The 21,525-nt window shown below is 58.9% G+C and carries 20 protein-coding genes and 1 tRNA gene; 17 read left to right on the top strand and 4 right to left on the bottom strand.

Annotation, left to right across the window (positions count from 1 at the left end; translation table 11 throughout):
- Positions 1-23: 23 nt before the first annotated feature.
- The 5 genes from ilvC (at position 24) to ACG9DO_RS12155 (ending at position 5,208) form a co-directional block, all read left to right on the top strand.
- Complete coding sequence (gene ilvC, locus ACG9DO_RS12135; protein ID WP_394728283.1) at positions 24-1,043, top strand: ketol-acid reductoisomerase; 1,020 nt, start codon at positions 24-26, stop codon at positions 1,041-1,043.
- A 20-nt stretch (positions 1,044-1,063) separates the two neighbouring features.
- A complete protein-coding gene (locus ACG9DO_RS12140) occupies positions 1,064-1,663 on the top strand; it encodes a DUF4329 domain-containing protein (protein ID WP_394728285.1) in 600 nt (199 codons plus the stop codon).
- Complete coding sequence (locus ACG9DO_RS12145; RefSeq protein ID WP_394728287.1) at positions 1,663-2,811, top strand: alpha-hydroxy acid oxidase; 1,149 nt, start codon at positions 1,663-1,665, stop codon at positions 2,809-2,811. Before ACG9DO_RS12140 ends, ACG9DO_RS12145 begins: the two co-directional genes overlap by 1 nt.
- A 202-nt stretch (positions 2,812-3,013) precedes the next feature.
- On the top strand, positions 3,014-4,699 hold the full coding sequence (leuA, locus tag ACG9DO_RS12150) for a 2-isopropylmalate synthase (RefSeq protein ID WP_394728289.1): 1,686 nt from the start codon (positions 3,014-3,016) through the stop codon (positions 4,697-4,699).
- 95 nt (positions 4,700-4,794) lie between these two features.
- On the top strand, positions 4,795-5,208 hold the full coding sequence (locus tag ACG9DO_RS12155; RefSeq protein WP_394728291.1) for a hypothetical protein: 414 nt from the start codon (positions 4,795-4,797) through the stop codon (positions 5,206-5,208).
- Between the two features lie 15 nt (positions 5,209-5,223).
- On the opposite strand, the gene ACG9DO_RS12160 is transcribed toward ACG9DO_RS12155, so the two are convergent.
- Positions 5,224-6,204, bottom strand: coding sequence for an SDR family NAD(P)-dependent oxidoreductase (locus tag ACG9DO_RS12160; protein ID WP_394728293.1), 981 nt, complete (start codon positions 6,202-6,204; stop codon positions 5,224-5,226).
- A gap of 212 nt (positions 6,205-6,416) precedes the next feature.
- Here ACG9DO_RS12160 and ACG9DO_RS12165 point away from each other — a divergent pair, with 212 nt between their 5' ends.
- Together ACG9DO_RS12165 and ACG9DO_RS12170 are read left to right on the top strand one after the other, a co-directional pair.
- Positions 6,417-7,460: an amidohydrolase family protein gene (locus ACG9DO_RS12165; RefSeq protein ID WP_394728295.1), complete on the top strand. Its 1,044-nt coding sequence runs from the start codon at positions 6,417-6,419 to the stop codon at positions 7,458-7,460.
- Positions 7,461-7,549: 89 nt separating this feature from the next.
- Positions 7,550-8,536 (top strand): NAD(P)H-dependent flavin oxidoreductase, encoded by a 987-nt coding sequence (locus ACG9DO_RS12170; protein WP_394728297.1) that lies wholly within the window; start codon positions 7,550-7,552, stop codon positions 8,534-8,536.
- On the opposite strand, the gene ACG9DO_RS12175 is transcribed toward ACG9DO_RS12170, so the two are convergent.
- The 3 genes from ACG9DO_RS12175 to ACG9DO_RS12185 form a co-directional block, all read right to left on the bottom strand.
- Positions 8,533-9,045 (bottom strand): AHH domain-containing protein, encoded by a 513-nt coding sequence (locus ACG9DO_RS12175; RefSeq protein WP_394728299.1) that lies wholly within the window; start codon positions 9,043-9,045, stop codon positions 8,533-8,535. The genes ACG9DO_RS12170 and ACG9DO_RS12175 overlap by 4 nt on opposite strands.
- A 24-nt stretch (positions 9,046-9,069) precedes the next feature.
- Positions 9,070-9,792, bottom strand: coding sequence for a hypothetical protein (locus ACG9DO_RS12180; RefSeq protein ID WP_394728301.1), 723 nt, complete (start codon positions 9,790-9,792; stop codon positions 9,070-9,072).
- A 227-nt stretch (positions 9,793-10,019) separates the two neighbouring features.
- The gene (locus ACG9DO_RS12185) at positions 10,020-10,505 is read right to left on the bottom strand and encodes an NAD(P)H-dependent oxidoreductase (RefSeq protein ID WP_394728303.1); all 486 of its coding nucleotides are present in this window, start codon (positions 10,503-10,505) and stop codon (positions 10,020-10,022) included.
- A gap of 98 nt (positions 10,506-10,603) precedes the next feature.
- Here ACG9DO_RS12185 and recJ point away from each other — a divergent pair, with 98 nt between their 5' ends.
- The 10 genes from recJ (at position 10,604) to phoB (ending at position 21,516) form a co-directional block, all read left to right on the top strand.
- The gene (gene recJ / locus ACG9DO_RS12190; protein WP_394728305.1) at positions 10,604-12,382 is read left to right on the top strand and encodes a single-stranded-DNA-specific exonuclease RecJ; all 1,779 of its coding nucleotides are present in this window, start codon (positions 10,604-10,606) and stop codon (positions 12,380-12,382) included.
- A 63-nt stretch (positions 12,383-12,445) separates the two neighbouring features.
- Positions 12,446-12,520, top strand: a tRNA-Glu gene (locus tag ACG9DO_RS12195).
- A gap of 174 nt (positions 12,521-12,694) precedes the next feature.
- The gene (locus tag ACG9DO_RS12200) at positions 12,695-13,894 is read left to right on the top strand and encodes a sensor histidine kinase (protein WP_394728307.1); all 1,200 of its coding nucleotides are present in this window, start codon (positions 12,695-12,697) and stop codon (positions 13,892-13,894) included.
- Positions 13,895-14,028: 134 nt separating this feature from the next.
- Entirely contained in the window at positions 14,029-15,423 is a 1,395-nt protein-coding gene (locus tag ACG9DO_RS12205; RefSeq protein ID WP_394728309.1) for an OprO/OprP family phosphate-selective porin, read from the top strand.
- A 90-nt stretch (positions 15,424-15,513) separates the two neighbouring features.
- On the top strand, positions 15,514-16,560 hold the full coding sequence (locus tag ACG9DO_RS12210) for a substrate-binding domain-containing protein (protein ID WP_394728311.1): 1,047 nt from the start codon (positions 15,514-15,516) through the stop codon (positions 16,558-16,560).
- A 14-nt stretch (positions 16,561-16,574) separates the two neighbouring features.
- Entirely contained in the window at positions 16,575-17,960 is a 1,386-nt protein-coding gene (gene pstC / locus ACG9DO_RS12215) for a phosphate ABC transporter permease subunit PstC (protein ID WP_394728313.1), read from the top strand.
- A 37-nt stretch (positions 17,961-17,997) separates the two neighbouring features.
- Positions 17,998-19,257: a phosphate ABC transporter permease PstA gene (gene pstA / locus ACG9DO_RS12220; protein WP_394731267.1), complete on the top strand. Its 1,260-nt coding sequence runs from the start codon at positions 17,998-18,000 to the stop codon at positions 19,255-19,257.
- A 38-nt stretch (positions 19,258-19,295) separates the two neighbouring features.
- The gene (gene pstB / locus ACG9DO_RS12225) at positions 19,296-20,042 is read left to right on the top strand and encodes a phosphate ABC transporter ATP-binding protein PstB (RefSeq protein WP_394731268.1); all 747 of its coding nucleotides are present in this window, start codon (positions 19,296-19,298) and stop codon (positions 20,040-20,042) included.
- On the top strand, positions 20,035-20,703 hold the full coding sequence (gene phoU / locus ACG9DO_RS12230) for a phosphate signaling complex protein PhoU (protein WP_394728315.1): 669 nt from the start codon (positions 20,035-20,037) through the stop codon (positions 20,701-20,703). Before pstB ends, phoU begins: the two co-directional genes overlap by 8 nt.
- 123 nt (positions 20,704-20,826) lie before the next feature.
- Positions 20,827-21,516 (top strand): phosphate regulon transcriptional regulator PhoB, encoded by a 690-nt coding sequence (phoB, locus tag ACG9DO_RS12235; RefSeq protein ID WP_394728317.1) that lies wholly within the window; start codon positions 20,827-20,829, stop codon positions 21,514-21,516.
- The last annotated feature ends 9 nt before the right edge of the window (positions 21,517-21,525 follow it).

Here is a 21,525-nt window from a genome sequence, read left to right on the forward strand (position 1 = left end):
GCTGGAATGACGTGAGGATTGAAATGAAAGTATATTACGACGCCGACGCCGATCTGGGCCTGATCACAGACAAGAAGATCGCGGTTCTTGGCTATGGCAGCCAGGGGCACGCCCACGCGCAAAACCTGCGCGACAGCGGGGTGAAAGATGTCGCGATCGCGCTGCGCGAAGGCTCTGCCACCGCGAAGAAAGCTGAAAGCGCAGGCTTCAAGGTGCTGTCGAACAGCGAAGCGGCGAAGTGGGCCGATATCCTCATGATCCTCGCGCCGGACGAGCATCAGGCCGCGATCTGGGAGAATGATCTCAAGGGCAACATGAAGCCGGGAGCCGCGCTTGCCTTTGCCCACGGCCTCAACATTCATTTCGGCCTGATCGAAGCGCCTGCAGATATCGACGTGATCATGATTGCGCCGAAGGGCCCCGGCCACACGGTGCGCAGCGAGTACCAGAAGGGCGGCGGCGTCCCCTGCCTCATCGCGATCCATCAGGATTCGAGCGGCAATGCCCATGAGATTGCGCTCGCCTACGCCTCGGGCGTCGGCGGTGGCCGTTCCGGCATTATCGAAACCAATTTCAAGGAAGAATGCGAAACCGACCTCTTCGGCGAGCAGGCCGTGCTGTGCGGCGGAATCACGCACCTGATTCAGGCTGGTTTCGAAACCCTGGTCGAAGCCGGATACGCGCCTGAAATGGCCTATTTCGAGTGCTTGCATGAAACCAAGCTGATCGTCGACCTGCTCTATGAAGGCGGCATCGCCAACATGCGTTATTCGATCTCCAACACTGCCGAATATGGTGACATCAAGACAGGCCCACGCATCATCACGGACGAGACCAAGGCCGAGATGAAGCGCGTTCTGGCGGACATCACCTCGGGCCGGTTCGTCAAGGACTTCGTGCTCGACAACCGTGCGGGGCAACCCGAGCTCAAGGCGAGCCGCAAGGCCGCTGAAGCGCATCCGATCGAAAAGACCGGGGCAGAGCTTCGCGCGATGATGCCGTGGATCAGTGCCAACAAGCTGGTCGACAAAGAGAAAAACTGAGGCCAAGTCGTGCGGACGCCATGCAGAACGTCCGCACCAGCCATCTGATCTTTGCGATGTGCGCGATTGCGTGGGCGATCATCGTCGTCCGCGCGATCTCCAACGTCAAAGGGCCGGAAGATTTCGTGGTCACTTCATCGACCGAGGAAGTGACCGCTTTCGCCCGCGTTCAATTGGCGGACCTGCAAGCCCGGTCCTTTGCCGAAGATACGGAGTATTGCGGCATCATTTTCGAGGACAACAATGGCGACCTCGGCGCATCGCGAATCCTGGCGGGAGAGCGCGCGAGCTGCGACATCGCCTATTTCGACGAACCCGGCATGGCCCCTGTGGCAAGCTTTCATACTCATGGCGCCTTCAGCGAGGATTATGACAGCGAAGTGCCCTCCACCATCGATCTGGCAAGCGATATTGCCAGCCAGATGGACGGTTATGTCTCAACACCGGGCGGACGTTTCTGGCGCAATGACTGGAAGGCCGAGCAATCTGAATTGCTGTGCGGTCATGCGTGCCTGCCCGCAGATCCCGGTTATCGCCCTTGCAAGGGTTTTCCGCCGCAACAGCAATATTCGCTCTCGACATTGCGAGCGCGGTTTGAAAACACGGCGGTGCGATGCTGATGCGCCTCTCGGATTGCCATAATATCGACGATTTCCGAAGACTCGCCAGAGCGCGCCTGCCCTACCCCGTGTTCGATTATATCGAAGGGGCAGCCGATGACGAGTTGACCAAGGCGCGCAATACGTCCGCCTTCGATCTGTGCGACCTTGTGCCGGACGTGCTCGCAGGCGTCGCCGATATCGACACGAGTTGCACAATCCTGGGGCGCAAGAGCGCGCTTCCGCTGATGCTCAGCCCGACAGCCGTCCAGCGCGCATTCCACTGGCAAGGCGAAACCGCGGTCGCAAAAGCAGCAGAGAAATTCGGGCTGTGGTTCGGCATTTCCAGCCTTGCAACGCGCAGCATCGAAGAGATCGCCGCGCTCACATCCGGCCCTAAACTGTTCCAGCTCTACGTCCACAAGGACAAGGGGCTGAACGCCAGCATGATCGAGCGCTGTCAGGCCTCGGGCTTCGACGCCATGGCGCTGACAGTCGACACGATCGTCTCCGGCAAGCGCGAGCGGTGCTTGCGGTCCGGCTTTACCACCCCGCCCCGCTTTACGCCTGCATCCGTGTGGTCCTATGCGACGCGCCCGCGCTGGACACTGGACTATCTCTTCCGCGAGAAATTTCGCCTGCCCAATCTCGACACGCATGTCAGCGAAGGGACCGGCAAACCGGTGAGCATCGCGGAATATTTCAATACCATGCTCGACACGTCCATGAACTGGGACACTGCCGCGCGTATCCGGCAGGATTGGGGCGGCAAGTTTGTCCTCAAAGGTGTGATGAGCGCGAATGACGCGCGCCGCGCGGTCGAGATCGGTGCAGACGCGATCATGATCTCCAACCATGGCGGCAGGCAGCTGGATGGCAGCCGCGCGCCGTTCGACCAGTTGCGCGAGATCGTCGATTGCGTCGGGGGCGAGATCGAGATCATCTGCGATGGCGGGGTGCGGCGCGGAACGCATGTCTTGAAGGCACTGTGTTCAGGCGCGAGCGCTGCATCGGGCGGCAGGCTCTACCTCTATGCTCTGGCTGCGGCAGGACAGGACGGCGTCGAGCGCGCGCTCGGCATCCTCAAGGACGAGATCGAGCGCGGGATGCGGTTGATGGGCGTTACAAGGCTCGATCAATTGACCCAAGAGCGGCTCCGCTGGCGTTGATCCGGGCCTTTTCGCAAAGTGCGCTTGCCATTCCCGCACAAATCGGCAATTGAGGACCACATGACACGTAACGGATCGCTGCTGCTACGACTTACCCGCCCTTGGGCGTGAGCAGCCGCGTGCTAGGGGCGCGCGGGGCGCGTCCAAGGGGATAGAGACCCGCAACAGCCTCCCAGACTTACCGTTACGAGCTTAGTTCATCATGCCCATGCTTTCCGATCCCGGCCGCAAATATCGGCCCTTCCCGCAAATCAATTTGCCCGACCGGCAATGGCCGAGCCGCACCATCACCGCTCCGCCGCGCTGGCTTTCGACCGACCTGCGCGACGGCAACCAGTCGATTATCGACCCGATGGATTCGGCCAAGAAGAACCGCTTTTTTGACCTTCTGGTCGAAGTCGGGATCAAGGAAATCGAAGTCGGCTTCCCCAGCGCAGGCGCGACCGAGTTCGACTTCATCTCTGGCCTCGTCAAATCGGGCCGCATTCCTGATGACGTGATCGTCCAGGTGCTCACGCAAAGCCGCGAAGACCTGATCCGCACGAGCTTTGCAAGCCTCGAAGGCGCAAAGCAGGCTATCGTTCACCTCTACAATGCGGTCAGCCCGGCATGGCGCGACATTGTTTTCCGCATGACCAAGCCAGAGGTGGTCGAGATCGCCCGGAGCGGCGCGAAGATCATGCGCGACGAGGCGGCGAAGCGCCCCGATACCGTGTGGCATTTCCAGTATTCGCCCGAGACCTTCTCAACCGCAGAAATCGACTTCAGCATCGAGGTGTGCGAGGCGGTGATGAAGGTTCTCGCGCCCACGCCCGAGCACCCCATCATCCTCAACCTGCCGGCAACGGTCGAAGCGGCAACGCCGAATATCTACGCCGACCAGATCGAGTATTTTTGCCGCAACCTGCCCAATCGCGAGAGCGCGGTGATCTCGCTCCACACCCACAATGATCGCGGAACCGGCGTTGCCGCTGCCGAACTGGGCCTGATGGCCGGCGCAGACCGGGTTGAAGGGTGCCTGTTCGGCAATGGCGAGCGTACTGGCAATTGCTGCCTCGTCACAGTTGCTCTCAACATGTACACGCAAGGCATTGATCCAGGACTTGATTTCTCCGACATCGATCGCGTCATCGAAACGGTTGAGTACTGTAACGAACTGCCCGTTCACCAGCGCCATCCCTATGGCGGCGAACTGGTCTTCACCGCCTTTTCCGGTAGCCATCAGGACGCGATCAAGAAAGGTTTCGAAGCCCACGCCCAGCAGAATGACGAACAATGGCGCGTACCCTACCTGCCGATCGATCCGGCCGATCTTGGCCGCAGCTATGAGGCGGTAATCCGGGTCAACTCGCAGTCCGGCAAAGGCGGCTTCGCCTGGGTGCTGGAGCAGAATCAGGGCCTCAAACTGCCGAAGAAGATGCAAGCGGACTTTTCGAAGCATGTTCAGCGCATGGCGGATGAGCTTGGGCGCGAACTCAATGCCGCTGACATATGGCAAGCGTTCAAGTCGGCTTACTACGTCCAGACCCATCCCAAGCATTTCCAGCTGGTTGACTATGACGAAGGCCGGGCGGCAGATGGAACCCGCATCTTCTCGGGCACTATCTCTGTCAAAGGCGAAGAGCAGCGCGTCTCCGGCCGCGGCAAGGGCCTGATTTCCTCGGTTCTGACCACTCTTGAGGAAAGCTTCGGCGTCAATCTCAGCGTGCTGGACTACACCGAACACGCGATGGGCACAGGCCGTGACGCGCGCGCCGCCGCCTATCTCATGTGCGAGACCGGCGATGGCGACATAATCTGGGGATGCGGAATTGACGAGGATGTTGCCACCGCGAGCGTGCGCGCGGTGCTGAGCGCTGCGAACACTGCGGTCGGACAGCAGGGTTAAGCCGCGCTAACCAAACAATTTTCTGGCTGCCGCGCGGAAGTGCAAGTATCATTTGGTTGCCGCGGTCGCTCCCCGGCAATCGGAAGGACTGCGGCATGTCGATTCTTCACTCCATCATCACACCGCTGCTGTTTGCGGCAGCCCCCAAGGGCGATACCCCAATCGAGCTCAACGGCTTTTGTCAGTATACCGAATGGGTACAGCAACGTGCGGATGAGGCCACGGTGCTGCTCGACTGTAGCAGGTTCGTGCTTGATCAATCGGGATCAAGCGCGGGATTCGAATTCGGGCAACGAGGCTGGAAGTCCAAAACGCGCTTCGAAGGCCAGTTGGTGGGTGAACAGCTCGACGTAACTGCGCTGGTCCTCAGCAATGGATCACGGCTGGAAGCGCGAGGCGAGTGCGAAATCTTTCGAACAAACGGGAAAGTCTCTGTTGTCAGCTGCCTCGCAGAGGCCAAGGCCGTGTGGTACGTAGCCAACTTCAAAGTGTCTCTCATCAGCCATTGACCTATGGGCAGGACGCTAGGCCTCTGGCTTCGCGTGGCTGTCCAGCAAATATCGGTAATGTTCCTGCAAAGTGTCGCGTCCAAATTCAGGCGTCGCGTCTTCTGAGTACTCACTCGCCTCCACATCCCAGACGAGCATGCTCTGCGTCGCATAGTAATGCGCGATCCGCATGTACTCGCGTTTCTCCGCCATCCAGTCTGAAATCGGCGCGAAGGGCGAAAGGAGTGCCGCAATGAGCCTGAACAAGCCCGGCGTCATGCTTCGGAAACGCGGCGCTTTTCCAGCAAGCTCAAACAGCATCGCCCCTTGCTCGCGCGGGCTGATGGCGGGCCCCGGACCGCCGATTGGCAGGATGCACCTGTGCCTCGCGGGATCATCGATGCACCCAACGATGAAGCGCGCCAGGTCCGCATCGCTGATCGGCTTGCAGCGCGTCAATTCGCCATCGCCGAACAGCAAGAAGGGTTTGCCCGCCTTGACCCGTTCGACTTGACCTGAAAGCGATTTGAAGAAGGCGGTAGGGCGCACGATTGACCATGTCAGGCCAGAGACCTGCAAGCGGCGCTCGAACCGCAATTTCGCATGCTGGAACGCAAGTCTGGGTTTCTGCACACATATGGCCGAAAGCAATACGAATTGCCTCACGCCGGCGGCCTCCGCTTCGTCGAGCACATCAAGATTGGCTTGAAAATCTATCCGGTCGGCATCCCTGGGTGCGCCTGAACGCGATGCGAGGCAGGAAATGACCGCCTCAGGCCGCGCCCTTGCGAAGGCTTCCGCAATCGCCGGGCGGTCCGTGACGTCAGCGAAATGCACTGCGCATCCATCGCGATCCAATTCGGCGGCAAGAGCCTCGTTATCGGCTGATCGGCGCATCACACCCACACCCTCGTAGCCCCCTTGAGCGAGCGCGCGCACGACCGCCTGACCGATGGTACCGCTTGCGCCGAACACCAGCACCCGCTTCGATTGCCGATTGATTGATTGCCCCGTCACGCGTCCTTCCTACACGGGCTCAGCCGGTCTCGTCGAGCGCGCTTTCCTATTCCCACCTTTCAGGAGTAGCATTACCGCATGACCGAACACGCGCCCTTTACCCTGTCCCGAGGCACGTCTTGCAGCTTGCCAAAGACACAGAGTTTTCTTTCCCAGGACTGTGTAACATGTGTATCCAACAGGGCAGAGATGACAGGAAAGGCGAAGGAAAGATGAACGAAGAGATTCTCGAGCCAGATCTGCCGATCATCGATCCTCATCATCACTTGTGGGATCATCGGCCACTAGTGGCGCTGTTTCCAGAACCGCGCCACCGCTTCATCGAATCGATATTGCCCGTCGCCAATTACGGGTTCGATCATTTCCGCGCCGATCTGGCGACCGGCCACAACATCATCGCCACGGTCTTCATGGAATGCAGCGCCTTCTACCGTGCATACGGGGAAGAAGCGATGAAGGTTGTGGGCGAAGTCGAATATGTGAACGGCGTTGCCGCACAATCGGCGAGCGGCCTCTATGGGGACCAGCGCCTGTGCGCCGGGATCATTGGCCACGCGGACCTGATGCTGGGCGCAGACGTGGCGCCTGTGCTGGAGCGCTTGCAGGCGGCTGCACCGGACCGGTTCAAGGGAATACGCTACGCCGCTGCCTGGGATGCCGACCCCGAAGTTCTGGGGCCACCGATCCAGAAGACAGAAGGGCTCTATCGCGACCCGGTGTTCCGCCAGGGTTTCGCTCAACTCGGCAAACTCGGGCTCAGCTTCGACGCATGGATCGTGGAGCCGCAAATCCCGGATGTGATCGACCTTGCCCGGGCATTCCCTGACCAGCCGATCTGTCTTGACCACTGCGGCACGCCGCTCGGGATGGCGTCTTACACCGGCAAGCTGCATGAACGGTTCGATATCTGGCGCCACAACATCCATGAGCTCGCCAAATGCGACAATGTGCAGATCAAGCTGGGCGGGCTCGCGATGCACAATTGCGCAATGCCTGAAGAAGGCCCCGCTGCTGGGGTTGGGTCCGATACACTTGCAGCCTTGTGGCGACCTTATATCGAGACCTGCATCGAAGCCTTCGGAACCAGGCGCGCCATGTTTGAAAGCAATTACCCGGTCGATCGCTGGGGCGCGACCTATCCGGTCCTGTGGAATGCTTTCAAGCGCCTCACGCGAAAGGCGAGCGCCGATGAGAAGGCGGACCTTTACGCCGGGAACGCAGCTCGGTTCTACCGCATTGAGCACGTGCTGAAGTGAATTGACGTTTACGTAACGTCAGTCTCGACAAGCGGTCTTGGTCGCCATAGGCCCCGCGTCGATCGCTCATGATAAGAGGAAAACGCTGTATGTCCCTGCCCGCACCCTTCAATCGCCTGCGTCTGCCGCTGATCGGCTCTCCGCTGTTCATCGTTTCAGGGCCAGAGCTGGTGATCGCGCAATGCAAGGCAGGTATCATCGGGAGCTTTCCCGCGCTCAACGCGCGCCCGCAGAGCCTGCTCGATGAATGGCTCCATCAGATCACCGAGGAGCTTGCCAAGCACAATCGCGAGAACCCCGATCGCCCGGCAGCGCCCTTTGCGGTAAACCAGATCGTCCACCGTTCGAACGACCGGCTCGAAGCCGATATGGCAACCTGTGCGAAATGGCAGGTGCCATTGGTGATTACATCGCTCGGCGCGCGCGAGGAAATCTTCGACGCGGTACGCGGCTGGGGCGGCATCACCATGCATGACGTGATCAACAACCGCTTCGCTCGCAAGGCAATTGAGAAAGGCGCGGACGGGCTTATCCCTGTCGCTGCAGGCGCTGGCGGACACGCAGGAACGCAGTCGCCATTCGCCCTGATGCAGGAGATCCGCGAATGGTTTGACGGTCTGGTCGCGCTCTCAGGCTCGATCGCCAATGGCTATTCGATCCTCGCAGCCCAGGCGATGGGCGCGGATTTCGGCTATTGCGGCAGCGCCTTCATCGCTACTGAAGAAGCCAATGCCGATGCCGCCTACAAGCAAGGGATTGTCGAAGGGAGCGCGGAAGGGATCGTCTACACCAACCTTTTTACCGGCGTGCACGGCAACTATTTGCGCAGCTCTATCGAATCCGCCGGGCTTGACCCGGACAATCTCCCTGAAAGCGATCCCAGCAAGATGAACTTCGGCAGCGGCGGCAACACCAAGGCTAAAGCCTGGAAGGACATCTGGGGCTCCGGACAAGGCGTCGGCGCGGTCAAGAGCGTTGGCACTGTCGAGGATATGGTCGCGCGGTTCGAACGGGATTACCACAAGGCCAAGGCGGAGCTTGCGGCCAAGTCGAACTACACTGCCTGGGTGGACTAACGCGCGCTGTAGAGCGTCTCAGCCATCGCATCGAGTTCGGTGAAGTCGAAACCGTAGCCGAGGGGGTCATTGCTGTTGAGGATCAGTCTCCCTGGCTCCTCATACAGCCGGTCCCGCAGCTTGCGTTGCAAACGGCTGAGATCGTCAAGAGCCTCGAGCAGCGCTCGTTGAGGACAATCCAGGTGGGTTCTCGACCAGGCCCCTTCGATTTCGCCTACCCGCTCGATCACCATCTGGTTGTATGCGCGGTGCGGACCGCGATGCAATGGAAGGCCAAACCGGACCGCTGTATCTTCCTTGGCGGGCAGCAGCATTCCATTGGTGCGAAAGTCGTCAAAGCTCACGCTGTTCGTGCCGATCGCTTCGAACATTCGTCCGAAGCATCGACGCGAAAGAAGCTGTCGCGGCAGGATATGATGGCGCTGGAGGCCTGGATCATACCCAGGTAACCCGCGCCTATTGACCGAGCGAAAGGAAACCCTCTCCACCCGGCATGTAGCCGAAATCATTGAAAGCCCCCCGAGATCTCCCTTCTATTCTCTGCTGACCCTCACATATTTCCCATTGCGGGAAGGTCGCAGAAGCAGCCGGCTCCCATCCGGCCCAACAATACGTTCACTCTGTTCGATACCGCCGACAAGCACGAGCTGGTTTACAAGTCGAAGGCCAAGCCGCGTTGCCGACAGTCTGTCCGACGCCAGCTCTGGCTCGATCCGCAGTTCCTGATCGATGAAATGTTCGAGGCCGACGCTGACCAGGCTCCCGTCGCTTTCGTCAGCAAACGCAGTCAGGCCGAGCGCAGGGAACGGACCGCCATCAAGCCATGCTGTGATGGTCGATTCAAAGAAACGTCGACCTATGGCGGATTGCGACGGGGGCCAGCAGGCAATCCTCGCATCCTCGAAATGATGAACAATGTCGCGTGCAAGCCCGAGCAATCCCCGCAACACCGGCCAACTGCGTCCGCCGCCGGTCAAGTGGGATCCCGGTGAGAGTTGAATACCTTCAAGGCTATGCAACTCCAGCTTTTCCTCGATGTCAAAACGAAAGGCGACTGGCGGCGATTCACACGGTTGCCTCGGAGCAAGACCAACGCAGTCAAATGTCAAACCTTCACGAAGCAACTCAAGCCAGGCCGGATTGTGGTCACAGTGGACTTGCGAGCATGATTCCACCGACTCTTCTTCAGACCGGACGACACGCAACGGATGCTCAGCGGAGCTTGGAACATGCGTGATGGAAACATTTGACGCCAATCTGGCAAAATCATTCAGAGACGCAACATCAGGACGTCTGCCTCGTGTAAAAAGCAGGCAAACGCCTTGGTTGGTCGACCTTGCCGACCCCTCCCCAGTTTGCTCGAACCCGATTGGCTGATCCCCACCAATTGTCCGCATCTAGTGCAGACAACTTGCATGGAAACCCACGCAACGTCGAGTCATTAAATTGCTGAAAAAAAGTTCATTGGCGGTCGCCTAGCCGCCTAGAACATGCCCGACGCAAGACCTTCCGCCATTGCCGCGCCAACCTCGTTGCAGGTGGAGAGCGTGCTTTCCGGAACATTCTTGGACGCCAGGATTCGCTCCGGAGTCTGTGCATCGAAGTTGAAGATCATAGGCTCAACAACCCGTTTCAGTCGCCAACCAGTGACGATCCGATCAATCTGTCGTTGCGCGCCCTCGCCATCCGAACCTGCAGCGATGATAGTGGCATAGGGCCGACCTTCAGTGTGCCCGAGTACCCCATAATAGCACCGATCGAACATCTCCTTCATGAGGCCGCTCAAGCTGGCAAGGTTCTCCGGGCAGACGAACAGATAGCCGCCGGAGTACAGGAAATCGCCTGGGCACACCTCGTCAGCCCGCATCAGCCTGGCCCGGCCCCCTGCCCCTGCAGCCGCGGCGCGCGCCATGGCTTCGCTGGCTCCAGTCCGGCTGTGCCAGACAATCAGAAGAGTGTGATCATCCATACCGCGAAGAATCGCAGGCTCCGGCGCCATGTCAATCATTGTCGATTGTCCAAGCGTCACGGCTGTTGCTCGGAGCCAGACTAGGCTAGAGATCAGCCATGGCAACCTCACCGCTTTCCCACGTTCTTGGCGTCAGACAATCGCTTTCCGGCAAGGCTTGGCAATGGCGAGGAGGCGCTATGGAATTGAGCGCAGGTCTCGACCAGAACCTGCTCACCGAGTTGCTTATGACGCGGGGCGTTGCCCGCGAGGACGTCGCGCGCCACGCGAACCCGACCATGCGTGACTTTCTTCCCGACCCGTCAGAATTCCGCGACATGGACGCAGCCGCTGAGCGCATCGCGCAAGCAGTTCTCGGGCAAGAGCGCGTCACAATCTACGGTGACTACGATGTCGATGGAGCCACAAGCGCAGCCTTGCTCGTGCAATTGCTGCGAGAACTTGAGCTCGACGCAGACTACTACATTCCGGACCGCTTGCTCGAAGGTTACGGTCCAAGCGGAGAGGCGCTGGTCAAACTGGCCGAGCAAGGCTCCAGCCTGATTGTTACAGTCGATTGTGGCGCAATGGCCCATGAAGCGCTCGCTCAGGCGCGCGATGCAGGCGTTGATGTCATCGTCGTCGATCATCACAAGTGCTCGCCTGAACTTCCGCTGGCAGCCGCCCTCGTCAATCCAAACCGGTTAGACGAGAGTGATGTCGCTGCAGCGCACGGCCACCTCGCGGCAGTGGGTGTGGCGTTCCTGCTTGCGATCGCGCTTGTCCGCACCTTGCGTGTCCAAGGCTATTTCGAACAGCGGGACGAGCCCAACCTGATGGCGCTTCTCGATCTGGTCGCCTTGGGAACAGTCGCCGATGTTGCCGCGCTGCACGGCCTCAACCGCGCTTTCGTGACGCAAGGCCTAAAGGTCATGGCAAAGCGCGAGCGCATCGGCATGGCGGCTCTGATCGATGCAAGTCGCCTGAGCCGCGCGCCCATAGCGAGCGACCTGGGCTTCGCGCTGGGGCCGCGTATCAATGCCGGTGGACGTGTCGGCGAATCCACGCTCGGGGTACGGCTCCTGACAACGCAGGATCCTGAAGAAGCGCGGGCGATTGCGCGTCAATTGTCCGAGCTCAACGAAGAACGCCGGGCGATCGAGCGCGAAGTGCAATCAGCTGCAGAAGAATTGATCGCGAGTCAGGACAACCGTGCAGTGCTTACTGTTTCCGGTAGTGGCTGGCATCCCGGGGTGATCGGCATTGTCGCGGGACGGATCAAGGAAAAGACCGGCAAGCCCTCGATCGTGATCGCTCTCGATCCAGAAGATGGAACCGGCAAAGGGTCGGGTCGCTCTATTTCGGGTGTCGACCTTGGTGCAGCCATCATCGCAGCGCGCGAACACGACTTGCTGGTTGCCGGCGGCGGGCACGCGATGGCTGCGGGACTGACGGTCGAGACAGGCAAGCTTGACGCTCTGGCCGACTTCCTTGATGGACGCCTCGCCAGCGATGTGAGCAAGGCGCTGACAAGTCAGGCGATGAAACTAGATCTTTCTGTCTCCGCCGGCGGGCTCACGACGAGCCTGGTCGAAACGCTGGAGCAAGCGGGGCCCTACGGCGTTGGATGGCCTGCCCCGCGCGTAGCGGTAGGACCGGTGCGGATAGTCAAGGCAGACATAGTCGGTCAGGACCACGTAAGAATAATTGCAGCCGGCCCGGAAGGCGGATCATTCAAGGCGATCGCCTTCCGATCAGCCGATAGCGAGATGGGCCAGACCCTTCTTCACAGGTCTGCGGGACGCCGTTTCCACTTTGCCGGACGGGTGAAGATCGACGATTGGGGCAGCCGACCACAGACCGAATTGCACCTGGAAGATGCAGCCTTCGCAGATTGATGCGAAACAAGGGTTGACCGCCACGCGCAGCGCCCCTATTGGCGCGCTCTCGCACACGAGCGTGGCCCGTTCGTCTAGCGGTTAGGACGCGGCCCTTTCACGGCTGAAACACGGGTTCGATTCCCGTACGGGTCACCATTTTTCACCACAATCAGTGCGAGACTTTCTTTCAAATGATTGTAACGCGGCACAATTGCCCTGACCGGAGAACCGGTATTGGCAGCTGTTCGCGTACGTCGTTAAGCCGATTCATGTGACAGAAGCCTTTTGCACTTTCCCGTTTGAGCGCTCCTCGCTATGGGCGCAGATGCAATGGAACCGCGGACCCCGTTTCCTTACACCAGCTTGGTGCTGGCGCTCATCAGCAGTCTTGCCCTAGCGATCTTTGGACTCCATCCAGTCGCCGCGATTGCGGTTTTGATCGTGTGGGTTGGGTCGCTTTTCCTTGCGGTCGAGCAGCCGCCAGATACGAGCTCAAAACGGCAAACCAACGGGCTCAATACCGATTCCATGAGCCAGTTGATCGAAAATGCACAGTCGCCGCTGCTTATCACAAAGCGCAACAAGGTCCTGGTAGCCAACAAGGTTTCACGCAGGGTGCTCGGCGGGCATATCGTGGGTCAGGACACCCGCGTCATCTTCCGCCAACCGCAAGCGGTCGCATTGTTCGGCAGCAATCGGGACGGCACCGCGATCGTCAAGGGACTGGCACGCCGGCGGGATATCTGGCGAATCAACCGGCAATCGATTGACGAGAATACCGCAATTATCGAATTGACGAACAAGACTGCCGAAGCGGATATCAGCCGCGCGCATACGGATTTCGTTGCCAATGCCAGCCATGAACTTCGCACCCCCTTGGCCGCGATCATTGGCTATGTCGAAACACTGAGCGAAGATCCCGAGAACATCGACTCAGAGACATCAAAGCGGTTCCTTGCCACGATCCTGCGCGAAGCACAGCGTATGCGCAATCTGGTGTCAGACCTCATGTCTTTGTCCCGCGTCGAAGCGGAAAAGCACGAAGAGCCGGACGAAACAGTCGAGCTGCGCTCACTCGTTCTGCGCGCTGCGAATGATGCGGCCGGGGCAGAGCGCAAGGACCGATTGAAACTCGATCTCGACGAAGACCTCAGGGTGCGGGGCGACACCCAGCAGCTCGAACAACTCGTACGTAATCTTGTCGACAATGCGCTCAAGTACGGCCGAGAAGGCTCTGAGGTCAATGTCGAGCTCAAACGCGGGCCTGGCGGTCATGCCCGTTTTGCTGTGAGGGATCAGGGTGAAGGCATCCCGTCTGAACATCTACCCCATTTGACCCGCCGTTTTTATCGCACTGATCCCGGACGCAGCCGCGCATCAGGGGGAACTGGCCTTGGGCTGGCTATCGTCAAGCACATCGTCGAGCGGCACAGAGGGCGCCTGGACATCACCAGCAAGCCAGGTGAAGGTACGCAAGTGACGGTCCGGCTTCCGATCATGCAAGAAGATGTCGCGACAGCGGAGGCCTAGAAAGCGGTATCTAGTAATACTTCCCCACCGCTTATCCACACCCATTTCCCTTGCTTGAGAGTGGCTGTCACATAACTGTAATGCGAGGGTCATATTCGCCTCTCCCGACAGTAATAAATCGGGGATCGATTCTCATGAAAAGCCACTCTCTCCTGCTCGCAGCCACCGCTTTAAGCGCGTTCGTTGCCGCACCAGCTCAAGCGGATGACCGGCAACCGAGCTCAGCAGAACAACTCGCTGAATTGCGCGAGCAGATGGCTGCCCTGATGGCGCGCGTTGATCAGCTGGAAAGCGAGCTCGAGCAAGCAGAAGCGCAGGCTCAGGCAGCCAGTGCTACTGCAGCTGAAGCAAATGCTGCGGCCGCTGCCGCAAGCGAAACAGCATTGGCGGCCCGGGAAACGGCTGAGAAGGCACCGAGCATCGCTTTCAAGGGAAGCCCTGAAATCAAAGGATCTGGCGGGTGGAGCTTCAAGCCGCGTGGCCGCCTTCAGTACGACACAGGCTTCGTTAACGCTCCGTCTTCGACCGGAGCTGACGATGGTTGGGGAACTAACGTTCGCCGTGCCCGGCTTGGGGTACAGGGCGATATGCCAGGCGGTTTTGGCTACAAGTTCGAAGTCGATGTTGCAAATAGCGACGTGGCTGTAACCGACGCCCTCATCTCTTACGAATCAGGGGATGTTGAAATCAGCGTCGGCCAGTTCAACAATTTCCAGTCGTTGGAAGAACTGACCAGTTCCTTGCACACGAGCTTCATTGAGCGCGCGGCATTTACCGATGCATTTGGCTTTATTCGCCGAGTGGGTGTCGGCGCAACCTACAGCAAGGGTGACGTGCTGGTTCAGGCCGGTCTGTTCAGCGACAATATGGACGAGCTTTCCAATAAGGAATGGAGTGCAGATGGCCGCGTGGTCTTCATGCCGAAGCTCGGCAATGCGCAACTGCACCTGGGCGGCTCGATCCACTACCGAGAGCTCGAGGACGGCGCGACGACCCGCTACCGCCAGCGTCCTCTGGTCGCCTTCACGGACGAGCGCTTCATCAACACTGATCGATTCTCAGCCGACAGCGAGTTCATGTACGGGCTCGAAGGCGCGCTCGTTTCCGGCCCGTTTCACGCAGCGGTCGAAGGTCATTGGAACAAGGTTTCAAGGCCTGGCATGCTGGCTGACCCGACCTTCTTCGGCGGCTATGCCGAGGTTGGCTATTTCCTGACGAAGGGTGATACGCGGGGCTACAAGGGCGGTACATTTGACCGCACGAAACCAGCCAATCCAGTCGGAAACGGCGGCATTGGCTCGATCCAGCTGAACGCACGCTATGATCGGCTTGATCTCAGCGATGCAGGCATAATCGGCGGCATTCAAGACGGTTACTATCTGTCACTGGTCTGGAAGCCGAGTGACTATACCATGCTGCTCGCCAACTACGGCAAGCTCGACTATTCTGACGCTGTATTCCCGACCGTTGCGGGCGACACGGACTACTCCGTCGATGTCTTCGGAATGCGCGCACAGATCGACTTCTGATCGCGCATATCCACAAGGAAAAATCCCTCCGTCTCTACAGTGTAACAATTGCGCGCTTCTGCGCTTCTCATAAGAAAAGTGAGAGAAACCATGACCAAGACTAAGACATTCATTTTTGCAGCTGCATCCGCCCTCGCCCTTGCCGCATGTGGAGGCGCAGGAGGCGATGGCGCATCACGCGATTCGGTTCGCGCCGTGGGTTCATCGACGGTCTTCCCGTTTGCCAAGGCTGTAGCCGAGGGTCTCGCACGAGAGAATTCGGGCATCAAATCGCCGATCATTGAGTCAACCGGTACAGGCGGCGGCATGAAGCTGTTTTGCGAGGGCCTTGGCGCCGCAACGCCCGACATGGCTAATGCTTCGCGCCGTATGAAGGCGAGCGAATTCGCTGACTGCCAGGCCAATGGCGTGACCGATATCATCGAGCTCAAGGTTGGTCTCGACGGGATCGCGTTCGCTTCTGCAAAAGGCGGCATCATGATGAGCCTGACGCCAAAGCAGGTCTATGAAGCCATCGCAGCAAGCCCTTATGGCGGCGAGCAAACCAACAAGAACTGGTCGGATGTTGACCCGTCACTGCCCAACGAGCCGATCCTTGTTTACGGCCCGCCAAGCACTTCTGGCACGCGCGACGCGCTCAAGGAGCTGGTGCTGGAAGTCGGCTGCACGACCAATGCAGACATGAAGGCGCTCAAGGAGAGCGACGAAGATCGCTACGATCAGGTCTGCACGGAAGTCCGTTCGGACGGTGCCTATGTGGATCAGGGCGAGCAAGACAATCTCATCGTGCAGAAAATTGAAAGCAACCCGAAAGCAGTTGGGGTTTTCGGCTATTCTTATCTTGAGGAAAATGCCGACAAGGTGCAGGGCCTGCCCATGAACGGTGTCGAGCCTACCTATGAGAATATCTCGAGCTTCGCCTATCCCGGCGCGCGTCCGCTTTACGTATATGTGAAGAAAGCGCACATTGACGCTATCCCGGGCTTGAAAGAATATCTCCTCCAGTGGACCAAGATGTGGGGCGTGGATGGCCCGCTCACGAAGATTGGACTCATTGCGTCACCTGCTGACGTGATGGAAAAGAATCTCAAGGCGGCCACAGAATTCACGACCATCGACGGTTCTGAGCTGAAGTAAGGTAAGTATCACGCATGTCGCCAACCATCTTGCTCCTCTTGGCCTTGGGCCTCGGGCTTGCCGGATGGTTGGCAGCCCGTGCGCGCGCTTGGACTTTTGCTCGCGAGAGCAAAACCGGGCGCTTGCCAAGCCTGCCGAGTTATCACGGCTGGTATGTGGCCCTCTGGATCGTCATTCCTATCCTCTTTTTTGTCGGCATCTGGAGCTTTTTCGCTCCCGGTCTCGTGATGCAGGCGGTGCTCTCAAGCCCGGAAGCGGCAAACCTTCCGGACTTTGACATGCAGCGTCAGGCGATCCTCTCTGAGGCACGCGCGGTCGCCAATGGCTCCAGCCAGGCGGTATTCAATCCGGCTGCGCGTGACTTTGTCGAACTCTTCCGCGAAGCGCAGAGCTTTTACGGATGGGTTGGTTTTGCCGCGACCTGCGTGATCGGCTTTCTCGGCGGGGCGTTCGGTTTCCTGCGTCTGAAGCCTGACTTTGCTGCCCGTACACGGGTCGAGCGGACGGTGATGTCCGTGTTGTTGATCGCATCGCTGGTCGCCATTCTTACCACCATCGGAATTCTCGCGAGCCTGGTGTTCGAAACAGCGCGCTTCTTCACGATGATCGGCCCGTTCGATTTCTTGTTCGGGACCCATTGGGCCCCCGATCCAATGGCCAATCCGGACAATCCTGACCCGACCCGTTATGGCGCGATCCCGCTGTTCTGGGGGACAATCTTCATCGGCGCGATCATCGCAATGATTGTTGCGATCCCGCTCGGTCTGATGAGCGCAATTTATCTCACGCAATATGCCAATCCCAAGCTGCGCGCGTGGGTCAAACCGGCGCTGGAAATCCTCGCGGGTGTACCCACGGTTGTTTACGGATATTTCGCCGCCTTGACCGTCGCCCCTGCGATCCGCGACTTTGCACAGAGCGTTGGCATTGCCGGAGCATCGAGCGAGAGTGCACTCGCGGCTGGTGTCGTGATGGGTGTTATGATCATCCCGTTTGTTTCCTCAATGGCTGACGATTCGATTGCCGCGGTCCCTCAAGCGATGCGTGATGGGAGCTTGGCAATGGGTGCAACCACGAGCGAGACGATCAAGCGAGTGCTCGTACCGGCCGCGCTGCCGGGTATCGTGGCAGGGATCATGCTGGCGATCAGCCGCGCCATTGGCGAGACAATGATCGTTGTCATGGCCGCTTCAACGGCAGCCAATCTAAGTGCCAATCCCTTGGATTCGATGACCACCGTAACCGTTCAAATCGTGGCGATGCTGACCGGCGAAGGCAGTTTCAACCATCCGGCAACGCTTAGCGCATTTGCACTCGGCTTCGTGCTGTTCATGGTGACACTCGGCCTCAACTTTGTCGCTCTGCGCGTCGTCAAGAGGTTCCGCGAAGCATATGAGTGATACAGATATCTCTGCTGCTCTGACGAGCGAGGCCGGCATGGAGAACGATGCGTCGCGTGTCCGCCCCACTCGTACGCCTGAATTCGAAGCGCGCTTGAAGCAACGTTACAAGTCGGAGCGGCGATTCCGCACGGTCGGGCTGAGCGCGATTGTGTTTTCGATTGCCGTGCTTGTCTTCCTGCTTGGCTCGATGACCTTGAACGGGATCGGCGGATTCCAGCGAGTCGAACTGTCCGTCCCGGTAGATTTCACTGAGTCGGGCATTGCTGCCGATCCGATTGCAATGCAGCAACCGGGCGCACTCCAGTCGCTGGAAGCCCAGGGCTTGCCGGCTGTCATTGAATTCTATGCAGAACAGTCGCTGGGAGCAGAAGCGGCGAAGGAACTCGATCCCAATGCGTGGCGCGAGGTTGCAGCCGAGATCATCGCAGATCCTAGCCTTTTGCGCAGCGAAATAACGTTTGATCTTGCCGCTACTCCCAACCTTGCCGCAGGTTTTGCTGGCGAGGGGTCTCAGGAAATGCAGGCCCTGGCTGAGAAACTATCATCTGCGGGCGCGCTTTCGAAGAATTTCGATCCTGGCTTTCTCTCCCGCTCGGATGCCACGAATCCCCAGAAGGTTGGTATCTGGGGTGCGCTCAAGGGCTCATTCCTCACGATGATCGTGACCCTCTTGCTCGCATTCCCGATCGGTGTTCTCGCAGCGCTTTATCTCGAAGAATATGCCCCAAAGAACCGCTGGACCGACTTGATTGAAGTCTCGATCAACAACCTGGCGGCTGTGCCTTCGATCATCTTTGGCCTGCTGGGTCTTGCTGTTTTCCTGTGGATGTTCCCCAGCTATCGCTCAGCCCCCTTGATCGGCGGGATGACGCTGGCTCTGATGACCATGCCGGTCGTCGTGATATCAGGCCGGAACGCGATCAAGGCCGTGCCGCCCAGTATCCGTGATGGCGCGCTCGCGATCGGCGCTTCGCAAGTCCAGGTCGTATTTCATCACGTCCTTCCCCTTGCGCTGCCAGGCATCCTGACAGGCACGATTATCGGCATGGCCCGCGCGCTCGGAGAGACAGCGCCGCTGCTCATGATTGGCATGCGTGCATTTGTGGCCACCCCGCCGGATGGCTTTACATCGCCCGCTACGGTATTGCCGGTTCAGATCTTCCTGTGGTCGGATGAAATCGACCGCGGTTTTGTTGAACGCACCAGCGCTGCGATCATTGTCCTTTTGCTGTTCCTCCTGGTGATGAACGGCCTTGCCATCTACCTGCGCAACAAGTTTGAGAAAAAGTGGTGACAGTCATTCATCCCAACCTTGAAGACACCGCCGCCAAGATGAGCGCGCGCGATGTCTCCGTCTACTATTCGGACAAGAAGGCGATCGATTCAGTGTCGATCGACATTCCCACCGAGTACGTGACCGCCTTTATCGGCCCCTCCGGCTGCGGAAAGTCCACCTTTCTGCGTGCCTTGAACCGGATGAACGACACGATTCCGACTGCCCGGGTCGAGGGTGAGATCACGCTGGATGGCGAAGACATCTACAAGTCCGGCATGGATGTCGTACAGTTGCGCGCGCGCGTCGGGATGGTGTTCCAGAAGCCCAATCCCTTCCCCAAGTCGATCTATGACAACATCGCCTATGGCCCCAAGATCCACGGCCTCGCCTCGACCAAGGATGAACTTGACGCCGTGGTTGAAACTTCGCTCAAGCGCGCGGGCCTGTGGGAAGAGGTAAAGGACCGCTTAGAAGACAGCGGAACAGCACTTTCGGGCGGACAGCAGCAGCGTCTTTGCATTGCTCGCGCGATCGCAGTCGATCCCGAAGTGATCCTCATGGACGAGCCTTGTTCCGCTCTCGATCCGATTGCCACCGCGAAGATCGAAGAATTGATTGCAGAACTCGCCGGGCGATATGCTATCGTGATTGTCACCCACTCCATGCAGCAGGCTGCCCGCGTCTCACAGCGCACGGCTTTCTTCCACCTCGGGAAGATCGTGGAATATGGTCGCACGTCTGATATATTCACCAATCCGATCGAGGGCCGGACCAAAGACTACATCACAGGACGATATGGCTGAGCATACAGTAAAGGCATTCGACGAGGATATCACTCGCCTGCGTGGGCTCATCGGCGAGATGGGCGGCCTGGCAGAGGTTGCCATCCAGGAAGCGCTCGACGCGCTGGTGCGAGGTGACGAGGAACTCGCAGCAAAGGTGGTTGAGCGCGACAAAAAGCTCGACGATCTTGAAATGCAGGTCGACAAACTCGCTGTTCGCTTGATTGCCTTGCGCGCGCCGATGGCGGATGACCTTCGCGAAGTGATTGCCGCGCTCAAGATCGGCGGAGTGGTCGAGCGGATTGGAGACTATTCGAAGAACATCGCCAAGCGAGTTGGCGAGATTGAAGGCCGCAGCCGGTTTGAACCACTCACCTTGTTGCCCGCGATGGGCGAACTGGCAAGCGAGATGGTTCATGACGTGCTTACCGCCTACGCCGCGCGCGATCCGGAACTCGCCAAGGAGGTGATTGCAGCGGACGAAAAAGTGGATGCGTTCTACAATTCGATTTTCCGCAACCTGGTCAGCTACATGGTCGAGAACCCTGCGACGATTTCGAGCGCCGCTCAACTTCTGTTTGTCGCACGCAACATCGAACGGATTGGCGACCATGCGACCAATGTCGCGGAGATGGTCCATTTCGCGGCGACCGGTACATATCCGGACGATGAAAGCGACTGAGGTTTTCACGATTCCGGCGATTGAAAGGCCGGTCCTGTGGCTCCCTCTCCAGCGGTCACTTTCTCGTCGCGAAATTGAAACAAAAGACGTGCGATGTCTGCGGTGACCTTAAAGGATTCGCCTATGTCTTCCGCGAAATTGTTGCTTGTCGAAGATGACACAGCGCTGTCCGAATTGCTTGAGTTCAGATTTCAGAACGAAGGCTATGCGGTTCGGTCGACCCCTGATGGCGATGAAGCGCTTATACTCGCGGCAGAAGATGTCCCTGACCTCATCATCCTAGACTGGATGATCGAGGGGACAAGCGGGATCGAGGTTTGTCGCAGGCTTCGGCGGGACAAGAAGACGGCGCATGTTCCGATAATCATGCTTACTGCGCGCGAGGCCGAAGATGATCGGGTGCGCGGTCTCGAGACCGGTGCAGACGATTACCTGACGAAGCCCTTCTCGCCGCGCGAGCTTCTGGCGCGGGTTTCGGCTGTCATGCGGCGCATTCGTCCAGTGCTGGCAGGCGAGAGCCTGGAAGTTGGCGATATCAAGCTCGATCCGGTTGCTCATCGCGTCGTTCGCAGGGGTAATGCCCTGCAGCTTGGCCCCACCGAGTATCGCTTGCTCAAGTTCTTCATGGAGAGCCCTGGGCGTGTCTTCAGCCGCGGGCAATTGCTGGACGGTGTATGGGGAACGGAGAGCGATATCGAACTGCGAACGGTTGATGTCCATATTCGCCGCTTGCGCAAGGCGCTCGAGATCGCGAATGCAAGGGACCCGATCCGCACTGTGCGCTCAGCCGGTTATTCGTTCGAAGCTGTCTGAAGGCCGAAA

Source organism: Altererythrobacter sp. GH1-8 (assembly GCF_043702085.1).
Lineage (GTDB): Bacteria > Pseudomonadota > Alphaproteobacteria > Sphingomonadales > Sphingomonadaceae > Erythrobacter.